We start from the raw sequence: 23,781 nt of genomic DNA, 5'->3' as shown, positions 1-23,781 counted from the left end.
CCGGCCCAGTGCCGTGCGGCGTTTTTTTGTGCCTCAGGCCGGCAACACCTCGAGCCGTCGGCCAATCCCCCGGGCCCAGTCTCCCCACCGCCCGTCTTTCCAGATTTCGGCGACGACGCCCATGGTCAGCCGCTGGTCGCGGTCCAGCCACCAGTCGGGCAAGCCGTTCAGTTCCTCCACCACCGGATCCCCGTCGGCGCCGCGGGCCACGGTCCGGTCGAGGAAGGCGAGGACCGGATCGACCACCAGTTCCGGTTTCATCCGCTTGACCTCGCTCTCGGCCTTCTTGCGGGCCTGGCTCTCGCGGATCGAGCCGCTGAACCGGCGCATCGTCTCGGCGGCGGCCCCGAACCCGAATTTGGCCAGCTTGCCGCCGAGCTCGGGCAGCAGCGACTTCGCCGCGATGCCGATCCCCAGCAGCGGGTTGGCAATGGCCACCACGCCCCCGACCACGATCAGCCCGCCGGTCACCCAATGGCTTTGCTTGTCGATTTCCTCCCCCATCGCCTCGAGCCGCAGCGCCAAGTCATGCTCCAGCCCCGGCGCATCCTCTGCCGCCGAGACCATCCTCTTCATCAGCCGATCTTCCAGCACCTCGACCGCCGCCGGGTCGTGGACGTGGAAAATCCGCACCTTGGGCAGGGAGTTCACCGCTCCCGTCCCCTCCGGCAAGCGACGCCGCTCGACCAGCGCGAAGCCGCCGTCCTGCCGCGGGTCCGGAACCAGGAAATAATGCGTCTCGTCGCGACCGGGATTCGCTGACCCGCTGTCGACCGAGGTCGCGGCAAAGAAAGGCAGCGAACCGATCGACGACCGGAGATACTCGATCCCCGAGCGGCTCCACTCCAACGCCGCGTCGGGCGCTTCCTTCATCCGCTTCAAGTAGTCGGCCCACGCCAGATCCATGGCGACCAACAAACCGGAACCTCCGGTTCCAAACAAGCGACGGGTTCCCACTCAGTCCGGGAACACGATCGCCCGGTGACCGTCGATGATGGTGCGGTCGTGGACGTGGAAGCGGATCCCCTTCGCCAGCGCGATCCGCTCGCAATTGCGGCCAAGGTCATCCAATCGCAACCGGTGAACCATCTATCTCGACAGAAATGCGATCTAGATCCAATCTTCGAACCACATGAGAAGAGTCACCCCCATTGGATTCGTTCTAGCATTACAATTGATCATTCCTGCAGCTTCCGCCGTGACGATTCGCTTGTCTCCCCATGCTGCGGATTTCGTCGGAGAGAATGACGAAGCTAGGATCGGTTTTTCTTACACGATGTTGCTCGACTTCGACTCCCCGCCTGGCCCTGGCACGCAATTCTTTCCTACTTCGGGGGAATTTGTCGTGAACGGCGTCCATTCATCCTTGAGTCCGGGTCAGCTGGCCGAAACGTATTTGAGCATCTCGAATGGCAGCAGCCCGGAGCTTCTGACGATGGATTTTCAGTTTGCCATTCCCGAGAGCACCGGCTCCTCCTTCAGTCGGGGATACATCTATCTGGTTTGGGTTGGGCCATCGGGGGTCGAAGTCCCACAGATCGGCACGCCCGGCCCCGAAGATCTCGTTTGGTTCTCGGACTCGGTGAACACCAACCCAACCACGGCGGGCTTCCCCGACTTGCCAAACTTAACCACCAGTGAAGGAGTCGGCGAGATTTGGTTCAACGTTTATGGTCCCGGCGGAGGCCTCGGAGAGGTCACGATCGTCCCGGAGCCTTCCGCGATCTTACTAGCCGCCCTGGGGTTCGGCGGGCTGCTTCGCCGCCACAGGAGATGACCCGGCTGCCCGGCGGGACCGGCCTTCAATCCGGGAACACGATCGCCCGGTGACCGTCGATGATGGTGCGGTCGTGGACGTGAAAGCGGATCCCCTTGGCCAGCGCGATCCGCTCGCAGTTCCGGCCGAGCCGGACCAGGTCGTTCGGCGCGTGGAAATGCTGCACGCGCTCGACCTCCTGTTCGATGATCGGCCCGGCGTCGAGGTCGGCGGTGACGTAGTGGCAGGTCGCGCCGATCAATTTCACCCCGCGCTCGTAGGCCTGCTTGTAGGGATTCGCCCCGATGAAGGCCGGCAGGAAGCTGTGGTGGATGTTGATCAAGCGCCCGGCGAAATCGCGGCAGAAGTCGTCCGGAATGATCTGCATGAAGCGCGCCAGCACGGCCAGCTCCACCTCCTCGTCGGCCAGGATCTGCCGGATCCGGGCGAAGCCGTCGGCCTTCGCCGCGCCGTCCATCTCGATCAGGTGGAAAGGAATCCCGGCCCGTTCGGCGATGCCGCGGCAGGCGTCGCGGTTGCCGATGATGCTGGTGATTTCCACCGGCAGCTCGCCGATTTCCGCCCGCCACAGGATCTCGTTGAGGCAGTGATCGGTCTTGGTCACCAGCACCGCGGTGCGCATCTTGTACGGCAGCCGGCGGAAGTGCCACGCCGCCTTCATCGATCGCCCGAGCGTCCCGAAGCCCTCGATGAAGTCCTCCGGGTCGACGTCGAGGTCGCCGGTTTCAATCTCCAGCCGCGCGAAGAAGCGCAACGACAGCTTGTCGGTGAATTGCGCGAACTCGATCAGGTTGCCGGCGTGGCCGGCAACGTAGCCGGCGATCTTCGCGACGATCCCCGGCTGGTCGGGGCAGCTGAGCTTGAGAATCAATCCGGGACGGGCCATGCGGGCCGGATTCAGAAGCGCCCGGCGGTTCATGGCAAGAATGGAGGCTGGCTTGCGGGATGAGGACAGTTCCGGTTGGCGCTTCCGCCGAAATGCCGCAGTTTGCCCGCGGATGTCCGTCACCCCGCCACCCGGCCGCCCCTCCGCCGAAACGCTTTCCGACCTGGCCAAGACCGCATGGCGCAACAACGCGCGCTGCATCGGGCGACTGCACTGGAACACCCTCGAGCTACTCGATGCCCGCACCGCCACCTCGGCGGACGAGGTCTTCGAAGCCTGCGTGGCCCACCTCCGGTTTTCCACCAATGGCGGCCGCGTCCGCTCGGCGGTGACCGTCTTCGCGCCGGCGGAGGGCGACGAGCGGGGCATCCGGATCTGGAACCGCCAGCTGCTCCGCTACGCCGGGTATCGCGCGCGGGACGGATCGGTCCTCGGCGATCCCGATCAGCTGGAGTTCACCGAAAAACTCATCGGACTCGGCTGGCAGCCCCCCGCCGACCGCGGCGCGTTCGACCTGCTCCCCCTGGCCATCGAGATCCCCGGCGACCGGCCGCGCCTCTACCCGCTGCCGTCCGACGCGGTGCTGGAGGTGCCGATCTCCCACCCCGAGCTGTCCTGGTTCGCCGGGCTGGGCCTGAAATGGCACGCCGTCCCGGTCATCTCGGACATGGCCCTGGTCGGGGACGGGTTGCGCTTTCCCGCCGCACCCTTCAGCGGCCACTACATGGGCACCGAGATCGCTTCGCGGAACTTCGGCGACGAGTCGCGCTACAACGTGCTGCCGCTCGTGGCCGACCGGATGGGGCTCGACCGCCGCGCCCGGCGGATGCTCTGGAAGGATCGCGCCCTGGTCGAACTGAACACCGCGGTGCTCCATTCCTTCCGCGAAGCCGGGGTCGCCATCGTCGACCACCACACCGCCTCCGCCCAGTTCGTCCAGCATCTCAAGAACGAGGAAACTTGCGGCCGCCCGGTGCCCGGCGACTGGTCCTGGCTGGTCCCCCCGATGTCCGGTTCCGCCTGCCCCGTCTTCCATCGCTACTACGATTCCCCGCAGCCGGGCCCGGCCTTCGTCGACCAGCCCCGCGCGTGGTGATTTCCGGCAACGGGCTTTGACTCCCCCCGCCCCGTCGGCTACTCCCTGCGCCCCGCTTTCCCATGAAGGACCAGATCGAAGCCATTCAGGCCGAGGCGCTCGCCCGGATCGAAACCGCCGGCGACGCCCGCTCGCTCGAGGACGCCCGCGTCGCGATCCTCGGCAAAAAAGGCACGCTCACCGAAGTCTCCGCCGGCATGCGCGACGTGCCGAAGGAAGAGAAAGCCGCCGTCGGCCAGCTGCTCAATGCCGCCCGCCAGGCGATCACCGCCTCGCTCGAGGGGAAACAGCAGGCGATCCAGGACGCCGCCGACCGCCAGGCGCTCGAGGGCATCGACGTCACCCTGCCGGCCCGCGCCCTCCACCACGGCTCGCTGCACCCGCTGACGATCATCCGCCACGATGCCATCCGCATCCTCCGCCGCATGGGCTTCGCCCTCGCCGAGGGCCCGGAGATCGAGGACGAGTTCCACTGCTTCGACGCCCTCAACACCCCCGCCGACCACCCGGCGCGCAACGAGAAGGACACCTTCTACTTCGACTCCGGCAAGCTGCTGCGCACCCACACCTCCTCCGTGCAGGTCCGCACGATGGAAGGCCAGGCGCCGCCGGTGCGCATCATCGCCCCCGGCTCGGCCTACCGCCGCGACGAGATCGACGCCACCCACCTCTCCGTCTTCAACCAGCTTGAGGGCCTCTACGTCGACACCGACGTCTCGCTCGGCGACCTCAAGGGCACGCTCGAGTATTTCTTCCACGAGCTCTACGGCCCGAAGACCGAGGTCCGCTTCCGCCCGCACTTCTTCCCCTTCACCGAGCCGAGCTTCGAGATCGACGTGAAGCTCGAGGTCAAGGGCCAGGCCCCGCGGTGGATCGAGGTCGCTGGCTGCGGCATGGTCGACCCGGCCGTGTTCGAGGCCATCAGCAGCTCGCGCAAGGACCCCGCCTACGACCCGGAGAAGGTCACCGGCTTCGCCTTCGGCATGGGCCTCGACCGCCTGGCGATGATCCGCTGGGGCATCAAGGACATCCGCCTGCTGATCGAAAACGACGCGCGCTTCCTGAAGCAGTTTGCTTGAGATGGCAGATCGTGGATGGGAGATGGTAGATGCTGACGCCATGGACGACGCGCCATTCGGATACAAGAAGCTGAGGGTCTGGCAGCTTGCCCGGGAGCTCGTGATCGAGGTCCATTCCATGACGATGCACAAGCTGCCAAAGTTCGAACTCTATGAGGAAGGTAGCCAGATCAGGCGCAGCATCAAATCCGTGAGGTCGAACATTGTCGAAGGCTACGGTCGTCGCCGCTACAAGCAGGAGTATCTTCGCTTCCTCGACTTCGCCTACGCCTCGCTGCTCGAAACCATCGACCATCTGGAAACGCTCCACGAGACCGGATCACTTGCCGACGATGAGCTCTTTTCCACCCTCGACGACCGCCTGAACCAGCTCTCCAAGTCTCTCTTTTCTTTCATCCGCAGCGTCGAGCAGTTCCACGACACCAGCCGGGCCTGAGCCAAGATGCCTTTTATCTTCCATCCACCATCTACCATCCACCATCCAAGATCATGAACGTCTCGCTGAATTGGCTCGCCACCCACGTGGATCTCAAGGGCAAGACGCCCGATGAGCTGGACAAGCTGCTCACCTTCGCCGGCGTCGAGGTCGAAGGCATCGAGGTGAAGGGCGTGTCCTCGGACAAGATCGTGGTCGCGCAGATCATGGAGGCCGTGCAGCACCCGGATGCCGACAAGCTGAAGGTCACCCAGGTCGATGCCGGGGATGGCCAGCTGCGCCAGATCGTCTGCGGCGCGAAGAACTACAAGGTCGGCGACAAGGTGCCCTGCTGCCTTCCCGGCGCGGACCTCGGCGGCTTCACCATCGGGGAAACGAAGATGCGTGGCGTCGAGTCGAAGGGCATGCTCGCCGCGGCCTCGGAAATCGGGCTCACCGATGTCGAGGACGGCCTGATGATCCTCCCGGCCGACTCGCCGATCGGCACGCCGGTGAAAGAGCTGTTCGACAACGACGTGCTGCTTGAGGTCGAGGTCACGCCAAACCGCCCCGACCTGCTCTGCCACTACGGCATGGCCCGCGAGATGGCGACCCTGCTGGAAGTCCCGCTGAAGCCGCTGGATCTGCCCCTTCACGAGGGCTTCACCGCCGATGGCGTGAAGATCGAAGCACCCGATGCCTGCCCGCTCTACACCGCGGTGAAGATCACCGGCGTGAAAGTCGCCGACAGCCCGGCCTGGCTGAAGGAGCGCCTCGAGTCGATCGGCCTGCGGCCGATCAACAACGTCGTCGACATCTCCAACTTCGTGCTCCACGAGCTCGGCCAGCCGCTGCATGCCTTCGATGCCGCGAAAGTCACCGGCTCGCTGGTGATCCGCGCCGCGAAGGACGGCGAGGAGTTCCTCGCGCTCGACGACGAGACCTACACGCTGCTTCCCGAGGACTGCGTGATTTCCGACGAATCCGGCAAGGCCCTCGCCCTCGGCGGCGTGATGGGCGGCGCGGACAGCGGGGTCACCGGAGAGACCACCGATATCCTACTGGAATCGGCGTACTTCACCCCCTCGCGCATCCGCCGCACCTCGCGGCGCACCGCCCTTTCCTCGGACTCGTCCTACCGCTTCGAACGCGGCGTCAACCCCGAGGGCGTGCTCGCCGGCTCGGCGCTGGCGGTGAAGTTGATCCTCGAAATCGCCGGCGGCAGCGCCGAGCCCGTCATGCGGTTGGCCGGCGAAGTGCCGGCGCTGACCAAGCCGGTCACCCTCGACCTCGCCAAGCTCGACCAGCTCACCGGCGGCAGCATTTCCTACGACGAGGCCGCGACCATCCTCGCCCGCCTCGGCCTGGCGAGCAACGCCGACAACACCTGGACCGTCCCCGCTTTCCGCGCCGACCTGCAGCGCCACATCGACCTCGTCGAGGAGATCGTCCGTGTGAAGGGACTCGATGCCATCCCCTCGCGCCTGCGCGGGACCTACGTGCCGTCGAGCGCGGTCGACGCCGCCTACGACGCCGACATGCGCGTCCGCGAGCGCCTGGCCGGCCTCGGCTTCCACGAGTGCCAGACGATCAAACTGATCGCCGACGCCCAGGTCGCCGATGCCCTGCCGCTCAAGCCGCTGCTGCCCGGCGACACCATCCGCGTCAGCCTGCCGCTCAGCGAGGACCACGCGGTGATGCGTCCCAGCATCATTCCCGGCCTGGTCGCTTCGGCGGAAAGGAACGTCCGCCAGGGAGCCGGCGCGCTGCGCCTGTTCGAGCTCGGCCGCGTTTTCCGCAATGCCGGCGGCGGCAAGGCCAAGGACCTTGAGTCCGACACACTCGGCCTTCTGCTGTCCGGCGATGCCCTGCCCTCCGGCTGGGCGCGCAAGGATTCGACTATCGACCTCTACGACCTCAAGGCCGTGATTGCCGCGCTGGTCCCGACCGCGCCGCTCCAGCTCAACCCGCGCGACCGCGACGGCTTCGCCCTGGCCTGCGACATCCAGGCCGGCGGCCAGAATCTCGGCAGCTTCGCGATGCTGTTGCCCTCGCGCCAGCGCGAGCTCGACATCGACAGCCCGGTCTTCGTCGCCGAGCTCGACCTGACCAAGCTGCGCAAGTTCGTCGCCGGCAGCGGCAGCATCGAGGAGCTCCCGCAGTTCCCCGGCTCGACCCGCGACCTGGCCCTGGAGGCGCCCGCCTCCCTCGCCAACGTCGAGATCGAGCGCGTGCTGGCCAAGGTGAAGGAACCGCTGCTGACCGGCTTCGAGTGCTTCGACGTCTTCCGCGACCCCAGCGGCGAGAAGCTGGCGGCCGACCGCAAATCGATCGCTTATCGGCTCAGTTATCGCGCCGCCGACCGCACCCTCAAGACCGGCGAGATCGACACCGCCCACCAGGCCGTCGTCGCCGCGTTGACCAAGGCGCTGCCGGTGGGGCAGAGATAGGGCGCCGCAGGCGAAGTAGCGCAACTTTGCAAGTTGCGTGCTTCTGGCGTCCGGTTTCACCCTACCGGATCCGCGACCACCCTACGTCGCCCCGAAAAGGGTGGCTTCATTCAAAGGGAAAGCCTTCCGAATCTCATCACGCTCCCACACGCAACTTGCAAAGTTGCGCTACTTCCCCACCCTCGCGGGATGTACTACGACCCGGATAGAAAGGTCGACCATCATCAGCGCAACCTTCCCCACTGGCACCAGGATGGCACCTTGTCCTTCCTGACGTTCCGGCTCGCGGATTCGATCCCCAAAGCCGCACTCGCGGCCTGGGAAAACGAACGCCGGATCTGGCTACTCCACCGATTGTCCTCCGCGGAGGGCGACCAGCACGAACTTCTATCGCAACTCAACGAAGTGGACCGGCGAAACTACATCCGGCGCTTCGGCAAACAATTCCACGACCTGCTCGACAGCGGCCACGGCAGTTGTCTGTTGAGGATTCCGGATCACTCGTTGATCGTGGAAAGCGCTCTGCGGCATTTCGATGGCCAGCGCTATCAGCTCGGGGATTTCGTGGTGATGCCGAATCACATCCACTTGTTGGCGAGGCCCATGTCCGACTTCACGACCGGGAACATCGTTGGATCCCTGAAACGATTCACCGCCCGTGAGATCAACAAGCTGAGGGGATCGGAGGGCACCTTGTGGCAGCATGAGAGCTTCGATCACCTCGTCCGGGACGCCGGATCCTTTGAAGGCTTCCGCCGCTATATCCGAGAGAATCCGACAAAGGCCCGGCTCCGCCCCGGAGAATACCGGCTCGGATGCGGGTCCTTGAAGTAGCACAACTTTCCAAGTTGTGTATGGAGACGGGCCGTCTCTGGAATCGGGCCGCAGCCACCTCAACCTGCCACACCCAGACGCAACTTGCAAAGTTGCGCTACTTCACCGCTTGCTGCGGCATCGCTGCCGATCCATCATTCCCCGAATGAGACTCCTCCCGCAGCCTCGATCGGACACCCCGAAGCCGGCTCCGGAGCCAGACACCGCCCGCCGATCTTCGCTGAGGACGTTAGGCAACTGGATCGCCGCCCTATGCCTTGTTCTAGCGCTAGCCGGCCTCGTTCGCACGCATGCGCCGAGGAGAAACCACGCCAAACAAAAAGGCGAAGCCATCGCGAACGCCAGGCAAGTTGCCCTCGCTCTCTTCGCTTTCGACGCCAAATACGGAAGCTTCCCCGACTCAAACACGGCGGCCGACGTCAAGGCTGGCACCTCAACCCCGCTCACGCTGGGGGATCGAAGCTCCAACCAGCTTCTCCGCCAGCTGTTGGCCGCCGGCGTGGCCGACGAGCAGATCTTCTGGGCCCGCACCTCCATCTGGTCCCGCAGGCCCGACAACGTTTTCAACAGCGACACCACCGCACTTGCACCGGGCGAATGTTCCTTCGCCTACGTCTTGGGAGCATCATCGCCAGGCAACCTTGAGCGACCCGTTTTGACTTCCCCGATGATCCCCGGCACCAACCGCTTCGACCCGGAGACCTTCGACGACAAGGCCATCGTCGTGCGAGCTGACTTGTCCGTCCGGGCTGAGACCATCCGACCGGACGGCCGGGTATTCATCAACGGCATGGACCTCTTCGACCCCCGCCAGCCGTTCTGGGGCGGCAAAGCGCCGGACATCAAATGGCCGGAGTGACGTAGCACAACGTTTCACGTTGTGTCCCTGGGCAGCTCGTCCACCAAAGCGGATCGTCGCGATCCATCGGTCCCGCCCACGCTCGCAACTTGCAAAGTTGCGCGACGTCGCCGCGCTACAGCGGTGTGGAGAATTCCACGCCGACGGTCATGCTCAGGAAGGCTCCGGTCGCGCCGAAGTAGCGGCCGCTGACCGGCATCACGCCGCGCGGGTGGTGGCTGGTGCCGGTGACGATGTGGCGGTGGTCGCAGGGCTTGCCGGTGGTGGGATCGAAGCCCCGCCAGCCGAGTTGCGGGAAATAGGCCTCGGTCCATGCATGGGTGGATCCCCGCGCGGCGCGGGTCGCGGGACAGTCGAGGTAGCCGCTTGCGAAGCGGGCCGCGATACCGAGATGGCGCAGCGTTTCCATCATCAGGGTGGCGACGTCGCGGCAGGACCCGGTGCCGAGCGACAAGGTGGTCGCCGGCGTCTGCACGCCCTTCTGCTCGCGGCGCTGGTAGCCGATCTTCCCGTGGATGATCCCCGCCAATTGCACCACGAAAGCCTCCGCGCTCGGGAAGTCGGCCGGATTCGGCAAGGTGTGGATGAACTCCTGCACCGCCGCGGTTTCCTCGGCATAGACCGGCGTCAGGTAGCCGGTGACGATGCCGTGCTCGAGCGTGTCGTATTCCAGCGGATAGGGACTCGGGCTGTGGGTCTCCGGCGGCGGCGAGTCGAGCGGGAAAAAGCGGCGCACCACCACGTCGACATCGAAGGTCAGTTCGGTGCCCTGGTCCTTGAAGTGGGCGTGGGCGATCGAGTTGCCGAAGATGTCGCGGGTCCACACGACGTCGGCCAGCGGGGTGATCGACAGCTCCAGCTTCTCCACCCGCAGGTCGTGGCCCTCGCGCGGCCGCACGACGAGGCGGTGCGTCTGGAAGGTCACCGGCGACGCATAGTGGTAGTGCGTGCGGTGGACGATCCGGAGCAGGTGGGTCTGGTTCATGGCTTGATCATGATCGCGTGCGCCGACAGGGCCCCGGGCCCGAGCGGCTGGAAGTCATCGGACACGCAGGACACCGACATCCCGGTCATCTGCATGTTGCCGAAGATCGTGGCGACCGAGGCGTCTGCGGCATCGCGGCCGGTGGCGATCCTCACCAGCCCGTTGAGCGGCGCCAGCCGCGTCGGGTCGAAGATGAACCAGCGGTTGCCGATGCAGGCCTCGAAGCAGGCGTGGAAATCCGGCGGCTGCATGAAGCAGGCATAGCCGGTGAAGTAGCGGGCGGGGATCGACAGCGCCCGGCAAAACGAGATCCCGAGATGGGCGAAGTCGCGGCAAACCCCGGCGCGCTGGGTGACGGTGTCGAAGGCCGAGGTGGCGTTGTCCGTGGCGCCCGAGAGGTAGTCGATGTTGTGATAGATCCAGTCGGTGATGGCGACGACCTGGTCGTAAGGATGGTCGATGCCTCCGAAGTGCTTCCACGCCAGCCGCCACAGGCAGTCGGACTCGCAGTAGCGGCTGGGAAAGAGATACGGGATCGCGGTGCGGCGCAGGTCGGCGATCGAGACCTTGTGGATCTCGTCGTGGCTGACCATTTCCACCGCCGTTTCGGCTTCCACGGAGTAGGTGATGTCGAGCTCCGTCGCCTCGCCGGTGTCGAGCCGGATGTAACGGTTCTCCCCCGTCCTCAGCGGGAACTCCTCCCACTCGACCCCGGGCGTGACCTCGAACTTCTCGTTGCTCAGCTTCTGGTTGTCGGTGGAAAGCGCGTGGATGTTCAGCAACAGGGTGCTGCGCTGGAACACCTGGTAGTGCAACTCGGCGTTGATCTGGAAACTCATCGGCCGCCAGTCTCGCCCGGGATCGCTCGATCGGCAACTTGTGCGTGGTAGCGGATTCGCAGCTTGTCCGCCGTTCCCAGGATGACAGGGTGAATCCTGCTCATGGATCACCCGACCCAACCGCCGCCGGATGTGCCCGCCCCGCCGCCGAACGAGGCGGCGCGGTCGTCCCGGCGGAAAATGAAATGGATCGGATGGTTGGGCGGAATCTCGGTCGCGTTTTGCGCGGCAATTCCCGTTCTTCCACGTGTGATGACGCGTCATACGAACTGCGGGGTCCGGGGCGAGGCGATGAGCAACCTCAAGCAGGTCGGCCTGAACCTGTCTGATTTCGAAGTGGAGTATGGCGCGTTTCCCGACGCGACCACGAGGGTGGATGTCAAAGAAGTGACGGGAACGACGCTCACCTTGGGCACGACCAGCTCGAACCAGATGTTCCGCCAGCTCATTGCCACGGGAGTGAAGAGCGAAAAAATTTTCTGGGCGAAGTCCGCCCTGACTCCCCGCAAACCGGACGACGTCTCCAATTCAGACGCGACCGCCTTGGCGCCGGGGGAGTGCGCCTTCACCTACGTCGCCGGCATGTCTTCGCATGGCGACCCGAAGGCTCCCTTGGCGATGGTCCCGGTGATCCCGGGAACCTGGAAGTTCGATCCAAAACCGTATCAGGGCGAGGCCTTCGTCTTGACCATCGATGGAACGCTCATGCGCCACCCCATCGACAAGCACGGCCATGTGATGATCGGCGGGAAAAATCTCTTCGACCCGGGCCAGCCGTATTGGCGGGGCAAGACTCCCGACATCAAGTGGCCGGAGTGAAAGGACGGCCGGTGCCCATTTCCAAAAAGCGAAGCCGGGCTACTTCGGCGTCACCGCGATGCGCAGGTAGGCCGCGCTGGCGGACGAGATCGGGTAGGTCCCCGTCTTGTTCCCGCCGCTGCCGGAGAGGCTGACGCCGTCGGTCGTCCATTCGTCGAGGTCCCCGCTTACCTCCACGGCGTAGTTCAGCGAACTGCGCGGTGCAGGGAAAGTCACGCTGACGTTTCCTCCGCTCCGGACCAGGGACGGGATCGAGGACGAGGAATCGCTCCACGGGTCGAACCCGAAGCCGTATTCGACCAGATTCACGAGCCGGTCATGGTCCGGATCGGCAAGGTCGCCGCTGATCGAGTAGTCGGCTCGTTGCGCCGCGCTGAAGTTGTTGTTCAACCAGGTGGACGAGAGGGACCGGAGCTCGAGCGAAGCCGCGCTCGAAACCGCCGGCACCTCGTCGCTGGTCGCCACACAGCGGAAGCGGTCGCCCGACACTTCGTAGCCGGGGTTGTCGAGATGGAGGTCACCGGTCGAGCTCCCGCTGAACACGGCATTGTCGGCGAGATCCTCCCACTGGTCGGCACCCGCGGTCAGGCGCTGCCAGCGATAAGTACAGGCGGCGTTGCCGACGGCCGCGGCATGGAAATCCGCGTCACTGCCCAGCGGCGCGAAGACGTCCGCCGGCTGGCTGGTGAATTGCGGCGCGGGCGCGGCGACGATCTTGCGGATCATCCCGTCGCTCTTGCTGGTGACGTAGAGTTCGCCGGCCGAGTCGATCGCGAGCCGGATGTCGGCGCGGCCGCTGCCGGAGATGCTCGCACCGCCGGGAAGATCCGAATCCACGCCACCGCGGAAGTCGTAGCCGGCTTCAACGATCTCGAACATCCGGCTGTAGCCCTGCGGTCCGGCGTCGGGTGCGTCGTGGGGATCGTCCCAACGCAACGGCAGGACGTGGATCGCCGCCGTCGTCGACGGATCGCCGTCATTGGCGGCGAGCATCTTCTCGAATTCACAGAAGAACAGCCGGCCGGTGGTGATGTCGCCGAAGACATACTTCTCCTGCAGCGCCGGGATCGCGCTTCCAGTGTAGATGAAGCCGCTGGAGATCGCGTCGCCGTAGGCCGCGGAGTGCGGGTAGGTGACCACGGGATAAACCGGAGCGACCGGATCCCCGGTGAGTCCGCCGTTGATCCGCAACGGCAAGGTGTCGGGCACGGGCAGCGGGCCGACGGTCTGGTTCGACGAGCTGGTGGAAATCGTCAGTTTCTGCGGGCCCTCGCGATCGGCGTAGCCGTAGTTCGCGCCACGGGTGATGATGTTGACCTCCTCCCAGGTGTTCAGGCCGATCTCCTCGACCATCAGCCGGCGGGCCGAAGGTTGCCCCGCCGGAACCTGCCACGCAAAGCGGTGGGGATTGCGATGGCCAACGGTCCAGACCTCCGGGCGGGCGCCCGGGAATTCGTCCTGGTCCGTGAAGGGATTGTTGCCGGGGATGCGGTAGCGGCCGTTGGCGGACAGCGTGCTGGTTTCCGGATGCAGCGACAGGTCGGGAATGATCCGCAGGATCTTCCCCACCAGGCTGTCGAGCCGCTGCGGGCTGAAGTGCCGGTCGCCCGCAGTCAGCCCGCCGATGCCGTCGTCGCCGGTCGCATTGGATTCGCCCGCGGCCCCGTCGCCGCTGGCCAAGTACATCACGCCCCATTCCGCGCTGCCCGGCTGGGCGGTCGGATCGAAGGTCAGGTCGCCGAGGGGATGGATGTGGCTGTTGTAGCCGATCCGCAACAGCTCCCTGGCCGTGCCTTCGAAAGTCAGGTTCGCGGTGTTGGTGTCCGTCCACTCGATCAGAACCGCCTGGCGGGTGGTGCTCCCGGCCGGGTTCACGACCGGGGTGCTGGCATAGCCCGCCGCATTGAATCCGGGGAACTTGGTCGTCACCGGCAGGCGGCCCGGATCGCCATCCGGACTGACCGCTTCGATGTGCACGGTGTAAAACCTGCCGTTCGCCGGATAGCCGGGATCGAACTCGAAGGTGACCAGCCCGTTGGCAAAGCCCTGCCGTTTGGTGAACAGCGGGAACAAGCCGTCGGGGGCCTGGCGCGTGGTCGAGGTGCCGCCGGCATCGGGCACGTTGGTTTTCTCGCTGTTGTTGGTCGTGGCCGCCTGGCCGTTGAAGTCGAGATAGGCCGTGCGCTGGTGCGCCTGGTCCAGCAATTGGGCGCTGCGGGTTGCCGCGGTCCCGCCAAGGCTAAAGATGTGCAGGTTGCCGTTCAGGTCGCAGACCCACATGCGGCCGCTGCCGCCGGGCTCCTCGCGGAGGAAATTCACCCGCGCCATGTAGCCGGGGTTCCCGGAGGCCGTCGAAACATCCCCGGAAAACGGCATCATCGCCCAATCCTCGACCTGCGCCACCACGGGATCCACCGCGGCGCCCGAGGGCAGCGAGACCGCCACCCCGATGGCAAACAGGGCACCCGGAACGGCACGACGCGTTGCACGCAACGCGTCCAGCCTCGGGGGGGTGAGGGATACCGTCATGGAGGGAGCCGCAGGGACCCTAGGCAGGTCGCTCCCGACTGCAAGCGATAGCTGGCAAGGACTTGTGACGATTGACACGCGTCACGTCCCGGCAAGTCCTGCCACCTTTGGAGTACGGTGGCAGAGCGCAGCGCCGACACCGCTTTGCGCCTCGACCTGGCGGTTGGACGCTCGCCCTCCGCGGATCTTTCCTTGCCCGGGCAGCCGAGCCTCCCAAAAGAGCCGTCGCCGTCCTTTCAAGACTCTGCCGGCGCGCTCCAAGGATTCCCGGTCAATAGCTGCGACCCCAGATGGCGCGGACCTTGGTGGCCTTGCCGGTGAGGATGCAAGGGGCTTCGGCGCCGTCTTGCTGGTCAAGCGGCAGGCAACGGATGGTGATCTTGTGCTGCTTGGAAAGCGCGTCCTCTTCCTCCGGCGAGCCGGCCCAAGGCGTGACCAGCCAACCCGGGTTGTCCTGCGTCCAGTGGGCGTGGAAAGCCTCGAGCGAATCGCAGGGCGTGATGTTGGCGTCGCGGAATCCGGTCGCGCGGGTCAGCAGGGTGTCGTGGATCTCCTGCAAGGTGTCGACCGCCTCGCGCAGGAAGTCCTCCTTGTCCATGAACTGCTTCTCGTTGCTCGCCTGGTCGCGACGCTGCACGCAAACCTTGCGGGACTCGATGTCGCGCGGCCCGATCTCGATGCGGATCGGCACGCCCTTCTTGACCCACTCCCACTTCTTCACGCCGCCCTGCAGATCGCGGGTGTCGACGTGGACGCGCAGCGGATCGCCGTGGAACGACTTGCCGCGCAGCGTCTCGGCCAGCGCCTGGCAGGCATCGAGCACCGCCTGGCGGGTGTCTTCCTTCGGCGTGACCGGCACGATCACGATCTGCTGGGTCGCCACCCGGGGCGGCAACACCAGGCCATCGTCGTCGGCGTGCGCCATGATCAGCGTGCCGATCATGCGGGTGGAGACGCCCCACGAAGTGGTGTAGGCGTGCTCGACCACGCCGTCGCGGCCGGTGAAGGAAATGTCCTGGGCCTTGGAGAAGTTCTGGCCGAGGTAGTGCGAGGTGCCGGCCTGGATGGCCTTCTTGTCCTGCACCATCGCCTCGACGGTCAGCGTCATGTCGGCGCCGGGGAAGCGTTCGTTCTCGGTCTTCTCGCCGGGGATCACCGGGATCGCCAGGTGGTTGCGGAGGAAGTCCTCGTAAACGCGGTGCATCAGGCGGGTCTCCTCGATCGCCTCGTCCTTGGTCTCGTGGGCGGTGTGGCCTTCCTGCCAGAGGAACTCGGCGGTGCGCAGGAAAAGACGCGGGCGCATTTCCCAGCGCATCACGTTGGCCCACTGGTTGATCAGCAACGGCAGGTCGCGGTAACTCTGCACCCAGCGGGCGAAGGCGGCGCCGATGATCGTCTCCGAGGTCGGGCGGATCACGTAGGGTTCACCAAGCTCACCGCTGGGGATCATCTTGGTCTTGCCAGTCTCCGGGTCCTTCTGCGCCTCAAGCCGGTGGTGGGTGACCACCGCACACTCGGTGGCGAAGCCCTCGGCGTGCTCGGCTTCCTTTTCGAGGTAAGAGATCGGGATCAGCAGCGGGAAGTAGGCGTTCTGGTGGCCGGTCGCCTTGAACTTGCGGTCCATCTGCTGCTGGATCAGCTCCCAGATGCCGTAGCCCCAGGGCTTGATCACCATGCAGCCGCGGGTCTCGGAATTCTCCGCCATGTCGGCGGCCTTGATGACCTGCTGGTACCACTCGGGGAAATCCTGGGCGCGGGTCGGGGTGATGGCGGTCTTCTCGGCGGACATGGCGGGCGGATTTGGAACCGGGGACGGCGGGTTTTGCACGCGAAATCTGAGGCAGGGGGGAGAGAACGAACCGCGGAGGCACAGAGGTCGCGGAGGGAAGCGCGGAGGCTTCTGATGAACTTCGAAGGGCTGTCTGGGATTGCAAAGAAGAGGAAGAACCCGGCGCCCCATCTACTCGGCGCCCCTCTCCGCGACCTCTGTGCCTCCGCGGTTCGTTCAATCCCTCAAAGCATCTCCGCCGCCTCGGTGAGCAGCGCTTCGGTGGTCTTCCAATCGATGCACGAGTCGGTGATCGATTGGCCACGGACGAGCTGGTCGAGCGGCTTCGGGAAGCTCTGGTTGCCGGCGACGAGGTTGCTTTCCAGCATCGCCCCGGCGATCGAGCGGTCGCCGGCCGCGCGTTGGCGGACGATCTCGCGGAACACCGCGGGCATCTTCGCCTGGTCCTTGCCGCAGTTGGCGTGGGATGCATCGACCACCAGTGCCGGGGTCAGGTTTGCCGCCTCCAGCGCGGCGCGGGCAGCGGCAATGCTGGCCTCGTCGTAGTTCGGCCCGTGGTCACCGCCTCGCAGGATGACGTGGCAATCCGGATTCCCGGTGGTGCTGACCGAGGAGGCGATGCCTTCCTCCGAGACGCCGAGGAAGGTCTGCGGCTTCGATGCGGCCTTCACCGCATTGATCGCCGCCGCGAGGTCGCCCGAGGTGGTGTTCTTGAAACCCATCGGCATCGACAGACCCGACGCCATCTGGCGGTGGGTCTGGCTTTCCGCGGTGCGGGCACCGATCGCCGACCACGAAATCAGGTCGGCGATGTACTGCGGGGTGATCGGGTCGAGCAGCTCGGTCGCGGTCGGCAAGCCGAGGTCGATCACATCGCGCAGGAAGTGCCGGGCCCGGCGCAATCCTTCCGGGATGTCGTCGCTGCCGTCGAGGTTCGGGTCCATGATCAGCCCCTTCCAGCCGACGGTGGTGCGGGGCTTCTCGAAATAGACCCGCATCACGATGTAGAGCTTGTCGCGCAGGCGCTCCGCCAACGCGGCGAGGCGATGGGCATATTCGATGCCCGCCTCGGTGTCATGGATCGAGCAGGGCCCGACGATCACCAGGAAGCGCGGGTCGTTGCCGCCGAGGATCGAGCGCAAATGGCTGCGGGAGCCGGCCACGAAGTCGGCCTGTTCGTCCTCACGGGGAATCTCCGCCTGCAGGCGTGCGGGCGACGGCAGCGGGATGTTCTTGGCGACGTGGAGGTCGGAAACGCGCGAGCTCATGGCGGGAGCTGAAAGCGCCAGACCCCAACTGTCAGGCTTTTTCCCACGGCCCGGTCACCGCGACCGTCAGCCCGCGGGACTGCATGTTGACGAAAAACCACTTTCCATCCGGCGAGAAACAGCAGCCCGCGAATTCACTCTGGCCGACCGGATTCCGCGCGAGGGTGAAGATCTTGCCCTCCGGCGTCACGCAGCGGACATGGGCGGCGGGCGCGAAACTGAGGTCGATGAGGTCCTCGCACACGACCACCCCGCCCCACGGGGCGGCGCAGAGGTTGTCGCCATTGGTCAGCAGGTCGCTGATTTCCGGCTGCAGGAACAATTCGAGACGGTCCGGCTTTTTGGAATCGAGCGAGGGCTCGAGGCGGAAAATCTGCCCGCGGCGCGAAGGCCCGCCGTCGGTGCAACAGATGTAGAACGAGCCGTCGACAAAGTGGATCCCCTCGCCCCGCGCGAAGCGGGCGGCACCCGCCTGGTGTCCGCGGATCCGCAGGTCGTCGGCGGGAGCCTCGGTATTCTCCAGATCGATCCAGCTCGCCTCCATCGGCGCTCCGGACTGCGGCCAGGTTGAGTCGGGATCATAGTTTTGGAGACTCGCCGAAGGTCTGCCGACGATCGCCAGCGCCTGCAGCTTGCCGGCCGACAAATCCTCCTTCCGGTCGGGGATGAAGCGATAGAGCAGCCCGTCGCCGCGGTCTTCGGTCAGATAGAGAATCCCGGTCCGCGGATCGAGTGCGACCGCCTCGTGCCGGAACCTGCCGAGCGCCTTCAGCGGCACGGCCCTCTGGAGTCCCGGCTCGGCTGTTGCTTTCACCTCGAAGCACCAGCCGTGGCGCTGGCCGCGCCCTTGGGTCAAGTCGGCCGGCTCCTCGCAGGTGACCCAGCTGCCCCAAGGCATCGCCCCGCCGGCGCAATTGCGGTCGGTGCCGGTCAGGGACAGGAAATGGGCGACCTTCTCGCCACGCACGGGATCGAAAATCAGGTTGGTGGTCCCGCCGAGCGACGGGTTGAGGCGGTTGTCGCCCGGATCGTGGGGGAAAGCTTCATCCAACTCAGCGGGCAGCCGGGTGTTGTTGAGGAAAGGCCCCATGCCGGTCATCTCCAGGCCAAGCTCGTGATTGCAAACCAGCACCAGCTTGCCATCGGGCGCCGCGAAGGCGGCCATCCCGTCCGGGGCACCGGGCACCTTGAAGCCGTCGCTCATGGTCTCGCCGCGGGTCGCGATCACCCGGCAGGTGAACCCCGCGGGCAAATCGAGGATCTTCGCCGGATCTTCGACCAAGGGACCGAAGGGTTCGATCACCCGGCCCGTCGACTCGGCCAGCGAGTAGCGCTGCAAGCCGAGGAAGGCGAGGCTGGCGGATCCCAGGAAGGAGCGGCGATTGATCATGTCCACGAGTCAATTCCCGAAATCCCCGGGGTCAAGTGCCGCGGCGGATTCTGGCGGTTTCGTCAAAAATCGGCGGGAAATCATCGTCCGCCCGCCGCGGACCTGAGATGGAGGTTTGACAGGTCCGGAGCCGGCTGGTTCTTTTCCTCAACCTAGCAATTAAAAACCGCAGCGTATGAGCGAAAACGAAACCCCAGCGCCCCGGCCGACCTCGTCGGTCCCCGCACCCCGGCCCACCTCGTCGATGCCTGCTTCCAAGCAGACCTCGACCATCCCGCTGAAGAAGGAAACCGTGCGGGTGACCCTCAAGGCCTCCGACGCCCCTCCGGCGGCACCTGGCGCGCCTTCGGTTCCCAAGCCGACCCTCGCCCCCACCGCCCCGCCCGCGCCCAGCGCTCCCGCTCCTTCCGTCGGCGCCCCGAAGGCCCCGGCTCCGGCGCCGACCATCGCTCTCCGTCCCGCCGGTGCCCCGAGCGCTCCCGCTCCGGCGCCGACCATCAAGCTCAACACCCCGACCGGCGCCGGCGCTCCCGGTGTCGCGCTCAAGACCGCTCCGCTCGGCGGTGCTCCGGCCGCAGGACCGACCGTCTCGCTGCCCAAGGCCACCGTGCAGTTGCAGCCGCCGACCCAGCCGATCGGAACCTCCGGCCCGTCGCTCTCCCAAGCCGCCACCATTCACACCGCCGACGACGAGGAAGAAGAAAGCGGCTCGATGGCCGCCAACGTCCTGTCGATCCTCGGCTTCCTCGGCGCCGCCGCCGTGCTGGTCATCCAGTTCATGACGGTCAACGTCTGGGGCACGATCGGCGACCTGTTCTAATTCCGAACTTCATCGCACCATGATTTATCCCATCATCACCTTCCTTCTCGCCGCCGCGGTTTTGGCCATCGCCTTCATGACCAACACCACGCCACTCGGCTGAAGCGGAGCGCCATTCACGCGTTTTTCGTTCTCCAGGGACCGCCCCGCCATCACGGCAGGGCGGTCCTTGACTTTTCCGGACCCGTCGGCAAGTTCCGCGCATGGCTGAGCAATTCAACGAAAGCAATTTCCAATCCGAAGTCATCGAGTCCGACAAGCCGGTCCTGGTGGACTTCTGGGCGGAATGGTGCGGCCCCTGCAAGATGATCGGTCCGGTGATCGACCAGCTTTCCGGCGAAATCGAAGGCCAGGCGAAAGTCGGCAAGGTCAACGTCGATGAAGCCCGCGAGCTGGCCGTGAAATACGGCGTGCGGAGCATTCCGCTGCTGCTGTTCTTCAAGGACGGCGAGGTGAAGGACCAGATCGTCGGCGCCAATGTCACCAAGGACATGCTCAAGCAGAAGCTGCTGGCCTTGGCCTGATCCGCCGCACAAACTTCTCAAAACGGCCGGGATGAAAGTCCCGGCCGTTTTTTTGTCCCTATTGATCACGGGCCGCGGTTTCACGAGACGGGATCGGGCGTCTTGTTGGATCGACCACGCCAAGCGCGCCAGAAACGAACCAGGATTCCCCCCAACATCACGAGTCCCACGATCCGAAAGACCACCTGCCGCTTCCGATGCTCCCGTTCGTGGGGATACAGCCCCAAGCCACTCGGGACGGGCATGTCGATCTTGGCATCTTGAAATGCCGCACGAACCACCTCTTCCGGCAGCCGCCGGATGAAGGTACCACCGTCTTCCAACACGATCGCGGTGTAGGCGGGTTCATCCAACGACCAGGTCCGGCCAACCCATGGCAGCGTCGGGCCGAACTTCTTCCTCCGGAATGGCTCCCGGGAAATCACCAGGATTTGCGGGGCCTTGTAACGGCGGGGCAGATCCACCGGTTTCTCGAGGAGGACAAAGCGCCTCGTCAGGTCACTTGCTTTCATCTTCTCCCTGAATCCTGGCGCATACTCGTCGAACTCCTCCCAGGACGACGGGAAGCGCTCCTTCTCGACTTGATACGCCCTGAGCATCAGCCCGACATTCGAAAGTTCGGTGGTGATCTGGGACCTGATGACGCTCCCCTCGGCCAGGGTAACCGCCCCCAGCGAGAACATCGTGAGCAGGACCAGGATCTTCATGCTTCGGAAAACCATCCTTCCCCACCTGCACTGCCGAATCGAGTTCCTAATGCCCGCACACAGCAACGGATCGAGGAGCAGCCCCGAATCCCCCCGAAGGTGGCCAAGGAGATGCCTGCCTCGGCGCTCCCTCCCCATGCCAGACTTTTGGATCCCTCAGTCGTCGAAGAAGTAACGGCCGAACCGGGATGCCGGCGTGTCGTGATCGACCTCCCAGTACACGTCGCGAAGGATATCCGAAACAGCGGGCGCGATCCCGGCCTCTGCGAATTCCAGGGCAGCGGCAGCCTCGGCCTTCGCCTCCGCGTCGATCCAATCGGCGGACGTTTCGTCGATCAGCCCGGTCGCCGTCAAATGCGCCCGCCAGTGAGCCAGGGGATCACGGGCTTTCCTCACTTCGATCTCTTCAGCGCTGCGGTATCTCTTGTGGTTGGCATCGGAAACGGAGAAGCCGTAGTAGCGGTACGTCTCCACTTCCAACACCGTTGGACGCCGCTCACGTCGCGCCCGCTCCAGCGCCGTCCAGACCCTCACCCGCAGCTGGTAGATGTCCCGGTCCCCACAGCGGTCCCAGTCGATCCCGTAAGTCTCCGCCCGCCGGGCGAGGCAATCCTTGAAGCGGGACGAACGGGCCACCGAAGTCCCCATCGCGTAGCCATTGTTCTCAATCAAATACACCACGGGCAAATCGAAGAGCCCGGCAAGATTGAGCGATTCGTGAAAAACCCCTTGGTTCACCGCGCCGTCGCCGAGAAAGCACACCACCGCACCCGGAATCTCCCGCTGCTTCAGGGCAAACGCCAATCCGGCGGCCAACGGGGTCTGCGCCGCGGCGACGCCGTGGCAGCCCCAGTGATGCCGGCCGGGATCGAAGTAGGAAAACGCCCCGCCCTTGCCCTTCGAGCAGCCATTCACCCTACCGAAATGCTCGGCCATGCACGGCCCCATTTCCATGCCCGCCGCGAGGGCGTGGGCAATCCCCCGCGGGCCGCTGATGCTGTGATCCAGCGGCCCAAGCAATGAACGAACCGCAGTGGCGACGGACTCCTGCCCGACCCCGAGAATCAACCATCCGCCCATTCTCCCGGAACTATAGCTCCACAACGCTTTCTGCTCAAAACGCCGGATCCGCACCATCAGCCGGAAAAGCTCGATCTTGCCCGCGGCATCCCAGGCCCGGTTTATCGGGTGCTCGCTGAAGTCGATGGTCTCCGTCACCCTTGCAGCAGACGAAATCCGGCGACCGCCGGTCAATGCCGGCGGTTCAACTTCCCCTTTCCTCGCCATCGGGCATGATCCCCGCCGATGAAAGCGGGTTGCATCAGGGCATGGGTCGCGGGCGTCCTGCTGGCGAACGCATCCGCCGCGGAGCTCCGCGTCGCCGCCGCGGCCAGCCTGGCGGAGTCCATCGCTGAAATCGCCACAACCTATCAGAAGGCGAATCGCACCCGGGTCACCCCCGTGATCGGCGGGTCGAACGTGCTGGCGCGTCAGATCGAGAACGGAGCGCCCCTCGATGTCTTCATCTCCGCGGACAACGCGACGATGTCCCGCCTGGCGAAGGCCGGACTGGTTCGCGACGTGGCTCCGCTCCTGACCAATGCCCTGGTCGTGGTCGTTCCCACCGACTCCACCGCGAGCATCCGCAGCGCCGCGGACCTGGCCAACTTGGGCCGGATTGCCATCGGCGATCCCATGGCGGTTCCCGCCGGGATCTACGCCAGGAAATGGCTCGAGACGAAGGAACTCTGGGAAACCTTGAAGCCGAAATGCATCGGCGCTGAAAACGTCCGCGCCGCGCTGGCGGTGGTCGAGTCGGCCAACGTCGATGCCGCGATCGTCTACCGGACCGATGCCGCCGTTTCGACAAAATCACGCATCGTCTGGACCGTGCCTGCCGACGAATCCCCCCAAATCGTCTATCCCGTCGCCTGCTGTGCTACCACCGGCGACCCCGGCGAAGCGGCCCGGTTCATCGCCTTCCTCCGATCGCCGGCGGTGGCGGACATCTTCAAAGCACACGGCTTCGGACTGGCGGCGCCATGAATCCCGCGGACGTCCACCTGATCCTTTTCACGCTCGGGGTTTCCGTCCTGGCGGTGCTGGCTGCCTTGCCGTTCGGGCTGGCTTGCGGCTGGTGGCTCGCGCGCAAGGACTGGCCCGGCAAGTCGCTGGTCGAGACCCTGGTGATGCTGCCGCTGGTCGTCCCGCCCGTGGTCACCGGGCTGGTGTTGCTGAAGTTGTTCGGCCGCAAAGGCCCGATCGGCGGGTGGCTGGAGTCCATCGGCATCGAGGTCATCTTCACCTGGAAAGCCGTGGTTCTGGCGCTGGCGGTGATGGCGTTCCCGCTGCTCCTGCGAAGCGTCCGCACCGCCTTCGAGGAAGTGCCGCGACACCTCGAGGAAGCCGCGGCGACCTTGGGCAAGACCCCCTGGCAGGTCTTCACCCGGGTCAGCTTGCCGGTTGCCCGCCGCGGCATCGCCGCCGGGCTGGTGCTCGGCTTCGCCCGCGCGCTGGGGGAATTCGGGGCCACCGTAATGGTCGCCGGTCTCATTCCCGGCGTCACCGAAACCCTGCCGCTGGCCATCTACCGGGGCTTCCAGGCCGGCGATGACTCGCGGGTCTGGCTGCTGGCCGGCTTCTCGGCGGTGATCGCCTTCGTCGCCCTGTGGACCGCCGGACGCCTGATGAAAGGCCGTCCCCCGCTGTAAGTGG

22 protein-coding genes are annotated in these 23,781 nt (G+C 65.5%); 12 read left to right on the top strand and 10 right to left on the bottom strand.

Translation table 11 applies throughout. From position 1 onward, the window contains the following. Window positions 1–33: 33 nt before the first annotated feature. On the bottom strand, window positions 34–906 hold the full coding sequence (locus IG178_RS10620) for a hypothetical protein (protein WP_193212522.1): 873 nt from the start codon (window positions 904–906) through the stop codon (window positions 34–36). A 226-nt stretch (window positions 907–1,132) separates the two neighbouring features. Here IG178_RS10620 and IG178_RS10615 point away from each other — a divergent pair, with 226 nt between their 5' ends. Next, on the top strand, window positions 1,133–1,777 hold the full coding sequence (locus tag IG178_RS10615) for a PEP-CTERM sorting domain-containing protein (protein WP_193212521.1): 645 nt from the start codon (window positions 1,133–1,135) through the stop codon (window positions 1,775–1,777). Between the two features lie 25 nt (window positions 1,778–1,802). On the opposite strand, the gene purU is transcribed toward IG178_RS10615, so the two are convergent. After that, a complete protein-coding gene (gene purU / locus IG178_RS10610; RefSeq protein WP_193212520.1) occupies window positions 1,803–2,696 on the bottom strand; it encodes a formyltetrahydrofolate deformylase in 894 nt (297 codons plus the stop codon). A gap of 79 nt (window positions 2,697–2,775) precedes the next feature. On the opposite strand from purU, the gene IG178_RS10605 reads away from it, so the two are divergent. From IG178_RS10605 to IG178_RS10580, 6 genes are all read left to right on the top strand, one after another. Then, window positions 2,776–3,759 (top strand): nitric oxide synthase oxygenase, encoded by a 984-nt coding sequence (locus IG178_RS10605; RefSeq protein ID WP_193212519.1) that lies wholly within the window; start codon window positions 2,776–2,778, stop codon window positions 3,757–3,759. A 62-nt stretch (window positions 3,760–3,821) separates the two neighbouring features. Then, complete coding sequence (pheS, locus tag IG178_RS10600; protein ID WP_193212518.1) at window positions 3,822–4,838, top strand: phenylalanine--tRNA ligase subunit alpha; 1,017 nt, start codon at window positions 3,822–3,824, stop codon at window positions 4,836–4,838. Between the two features lie 40 nt (window positions 4,839–4,878). After that, complete coding sequence (locus IG178_RS10595; RefSeq protein ID WP_193212517.1) at window positions 4,879–5,274, top strand: four helix bundle protein; 396 nt, start codon at window positions 4,879–4,881, stop codon at window positions 5,272–5,274. 53 nt (window positions 5,275–5,327) lie between these two features. Beyond that, window positions 5,328–7,703: a phenylalanine--tRNA ligase subunit beta gene (gene pheT, locus IG178_RS10590; protein WP_193212516.1), complete on the top strand. Its 2,376-nt coding sequence runs from the start codon at window positions 5,328–5,330 to the stop codon at window positions 7,701–7,703. 189 nt (window positions 7,704–7,892) lie between these two features. Then, window positions 7,893–8,537 (top strand): transposase, encoded by a 645-nt coding sequence (locus IG178_RS10585; protein ID WP_193212515.1) that lies wholly within the window; start codon window positions 7,893–7,895, stop codon window positions 8,535–8,537. Window positions 8,538–8,682: 145 nt separating this feature from the next. Beyond that, window positions 8,683–9,396, top strand: a complete 714-nt coding sequence (locus tag IG178_RS10580) for a hypothetical protein (protein ID WP_193212514.1) — start codon at window positions 8,683–8,685, stop codon at window positions 9,394–9,396. Window positions 9,397–9,511: 115 nt separating this feature from the next. On the opposite strand, the gene IG178_RS10575 is transcribed toward IG178_RS10580, so the two are convergent. Both IG178_RS10575 and IG178_RS10570 read right to left on the bottom strand, forming a co-directional pair. After that, window positions 9,512–10,381: a transglutaminase family protein gene (locus IG178_RS10575; protein WP_193212513.1), complete on the bottom strand. Its 870-nt coding sequence runs from the start codon at window positions 10,379–10,381 to the stop codon at window positions 9,512–9,514. After that, window positions 10,378–11,220: a transglutaminase-like domain-containing protein gene (locus tag IG178_RS10570; protein WP_193212512.1), complete on the bottom strand. Its 843-nt coding sequence runs from the start codon at window positions 11,218–11,220 to the stop codon at window positions 10,378–10,380. The genes IG178_RS10575 and IG178_RS10570 overlap by 4 nt, the downstream gene beginning before the upstream one ends. 252 nt (window positions 11,221–11,472) lie before the next feature. Between IG178_RS10570 and IG178_RS10565 the strand changes: the two genes are divergently transcribed. Beyond that, a complete protein-coding gene (locus tag IG178_RS10565; protein WP_193212511.1) occupies window positions 11,473–12,039 on the top strand; it encodes a hypothetical protein in 567 nt (188 codons plus the stop codon). A 39-nt stretch (window positions 12,040–12,078) separates the two neighbouring features. Here the strand turns inward: IG178_RS10565 and IG178_RS10560 are convergent, their stop codons facing one another. The 4 genes from IG178_RS10560 to IG178_RS10545 all read right to left on the bottom strand — a co-directional run bounded on the left by IG178_RS10560 (window position 12,079) and on the right by IG178_RS10545 (window position 19,015). Then, window positions 12,079–14,568: a PQQ-dependent sugar dehydrogenase gene (locus IG178_RS10560; RefSeq protein WP_193212510.1), complete on the bottom strand. Its 2,490-nt coding sequence runs from the start codon at window positions 14,566–14,568 to the stop codon at window positions 12,079–12,081. Between the two features lie 271 nt (window positions 14,569–14,839). Beyond that, on the bottom strand, window positions 14,840–16,357 hold the full coding sequence (gene proS, locus IG178_RS10555; protein WP_193212509.1) for a proline--tRNA ligase: 1,518 nt from the start codon (window positions 16,355–16,357) through the stop codon (window positions 14,840–14,842). 224 nt (window positions 16,358–16,581) lie between these two features. Then, the gene (locus IG178_RS10550; protein WP_193212508.1) at window positions 16,582–17,625 is read right to left on the bottom strand and encodes a 3-deoxy-7-phosphoheptulonate synthase; all 1,044 of its coding nucleotides are present in this window, start codon (window positions 17,623–17,625) and stop codon (window positions 16,582–16,584) included. Window positions 17,626–17,656: 31 nt separating this feature from the next. Then, window positions 17,657–19,015, bottom strand: a complete 1,359-nt coding sequence (locus tag IG178_RS10545; RefSeq protein ID WP_193212507.1) for an alkaline phosphatase PhoX — start codon at window positions 19,013–19,015, stop codon at window positions 17,657–17,659. A 244-nt stretch (window positions 19,016–19,259) separates the two neighbouring features. Between IG178_RS10545 and IG178_RS26020 the strand changes: the two genes are divergently transcribed. Both IG178_RS26020 and trxA read left to right on the top strand, forming a co-directional pair. Continuing rightward, a complete protein-coding gene (locus IG178_RS26020; RefSeq protein WP_193212506.1) occupies window positions 19,260–19,835 on the top strand; it encodes a hypothetical protein in 576 nt (191 codons plus the stop codon). A 203-nt stretch (window positions 19,836–20,038) separates the two neighbouring features. Beyond that, window positions 20,039–20,359, top strand: coding sequence for a thioredoxin (gene trxA / locus IG178_RS10535; RefSeq protein ID WP_193212505.1), 321 nt, complete (start codon window positions 20,039–20,041; stop codon window positions 20,357–20,359). 80 nt (window positions 20,360–20,439) lie between these two features. Here trxA and IG178_RS10530 read toward each other — a convergent pair whose 3' ends face one another. After that, window positions 20,440–21,066, bottom strand: coding sequence for a hypothetical protein (locus tag IG178_RS10530; RefSeq protein ID WP_193212504.1), 627 nt, complete (start codon window positions 21,064–21,066; stop codon window positions 20,440–20,442). A gap of 156 nt (window positions 21,067–21,222) precedes the next feature. Further along, window positions 21,223–22,284: a thiamine pyrophosphate-dependent dehydrogenase E1 component subunit alpha gene (locus IG178_RS10525; protein ID WP_343225963.1), complete on the bottom strand. Its 1,062-nt coding sequence runs from the start codon at window positions 22,282–22,284 to the stop codon at window positions 21,223–21,225. An 87-nt stretch (window positions 22,285–22,371) separates the two neighbouring features. Here IG178_RS10525 and modA point away from each other — a divergent pair, with 87 nt between their 5' ends. Then, the gene (modA, locus tag IG178_RS10520; RefSeq protein ID WP_193212502.1) at window positions 22,372–23,112 is read left to right on the top strand and encodes a molybdate ABC transporter substrate-binding protein; all 741 of its coding nucleotides are present in this window, start codon (window positions 22,372–22,374) and stop codon (window positions 23,110–23,112) included. After that, window positions 23,109–23,777, top strand: coding sequence for a molybdate ABC transporter permease subunit (gene modB / locus IG178_RS10515; RefSeq protein ID WP_193212501.1), 669 nt, complete (start codon window positions 23,109–23,111; stop codon window positions 23,775–23,777). The genes modA and modB overlap by 4 nt, the downstream gene beginning before the upstream one ends. The last annotated feature ends 4 nt before the right edge of the window (window positions 23,778–23,781 follow it).

Origin of the sequence: Neoluteolibacter marinus (assembly GCF_014904755.1) — a bacterium.
GTDB classification, from domain to species: domain Bacteria; phylum Verrucomicrobiota; class Verrucomicrobiia; order Verrucomicrobiales; family Akkermansiaceae; genus Haloferula; species Haloferula marina.
Note: the sequence above shows the minus strand (reverse complement) of the source record. Positions and strands in the feature narration are given on the sequence as shown.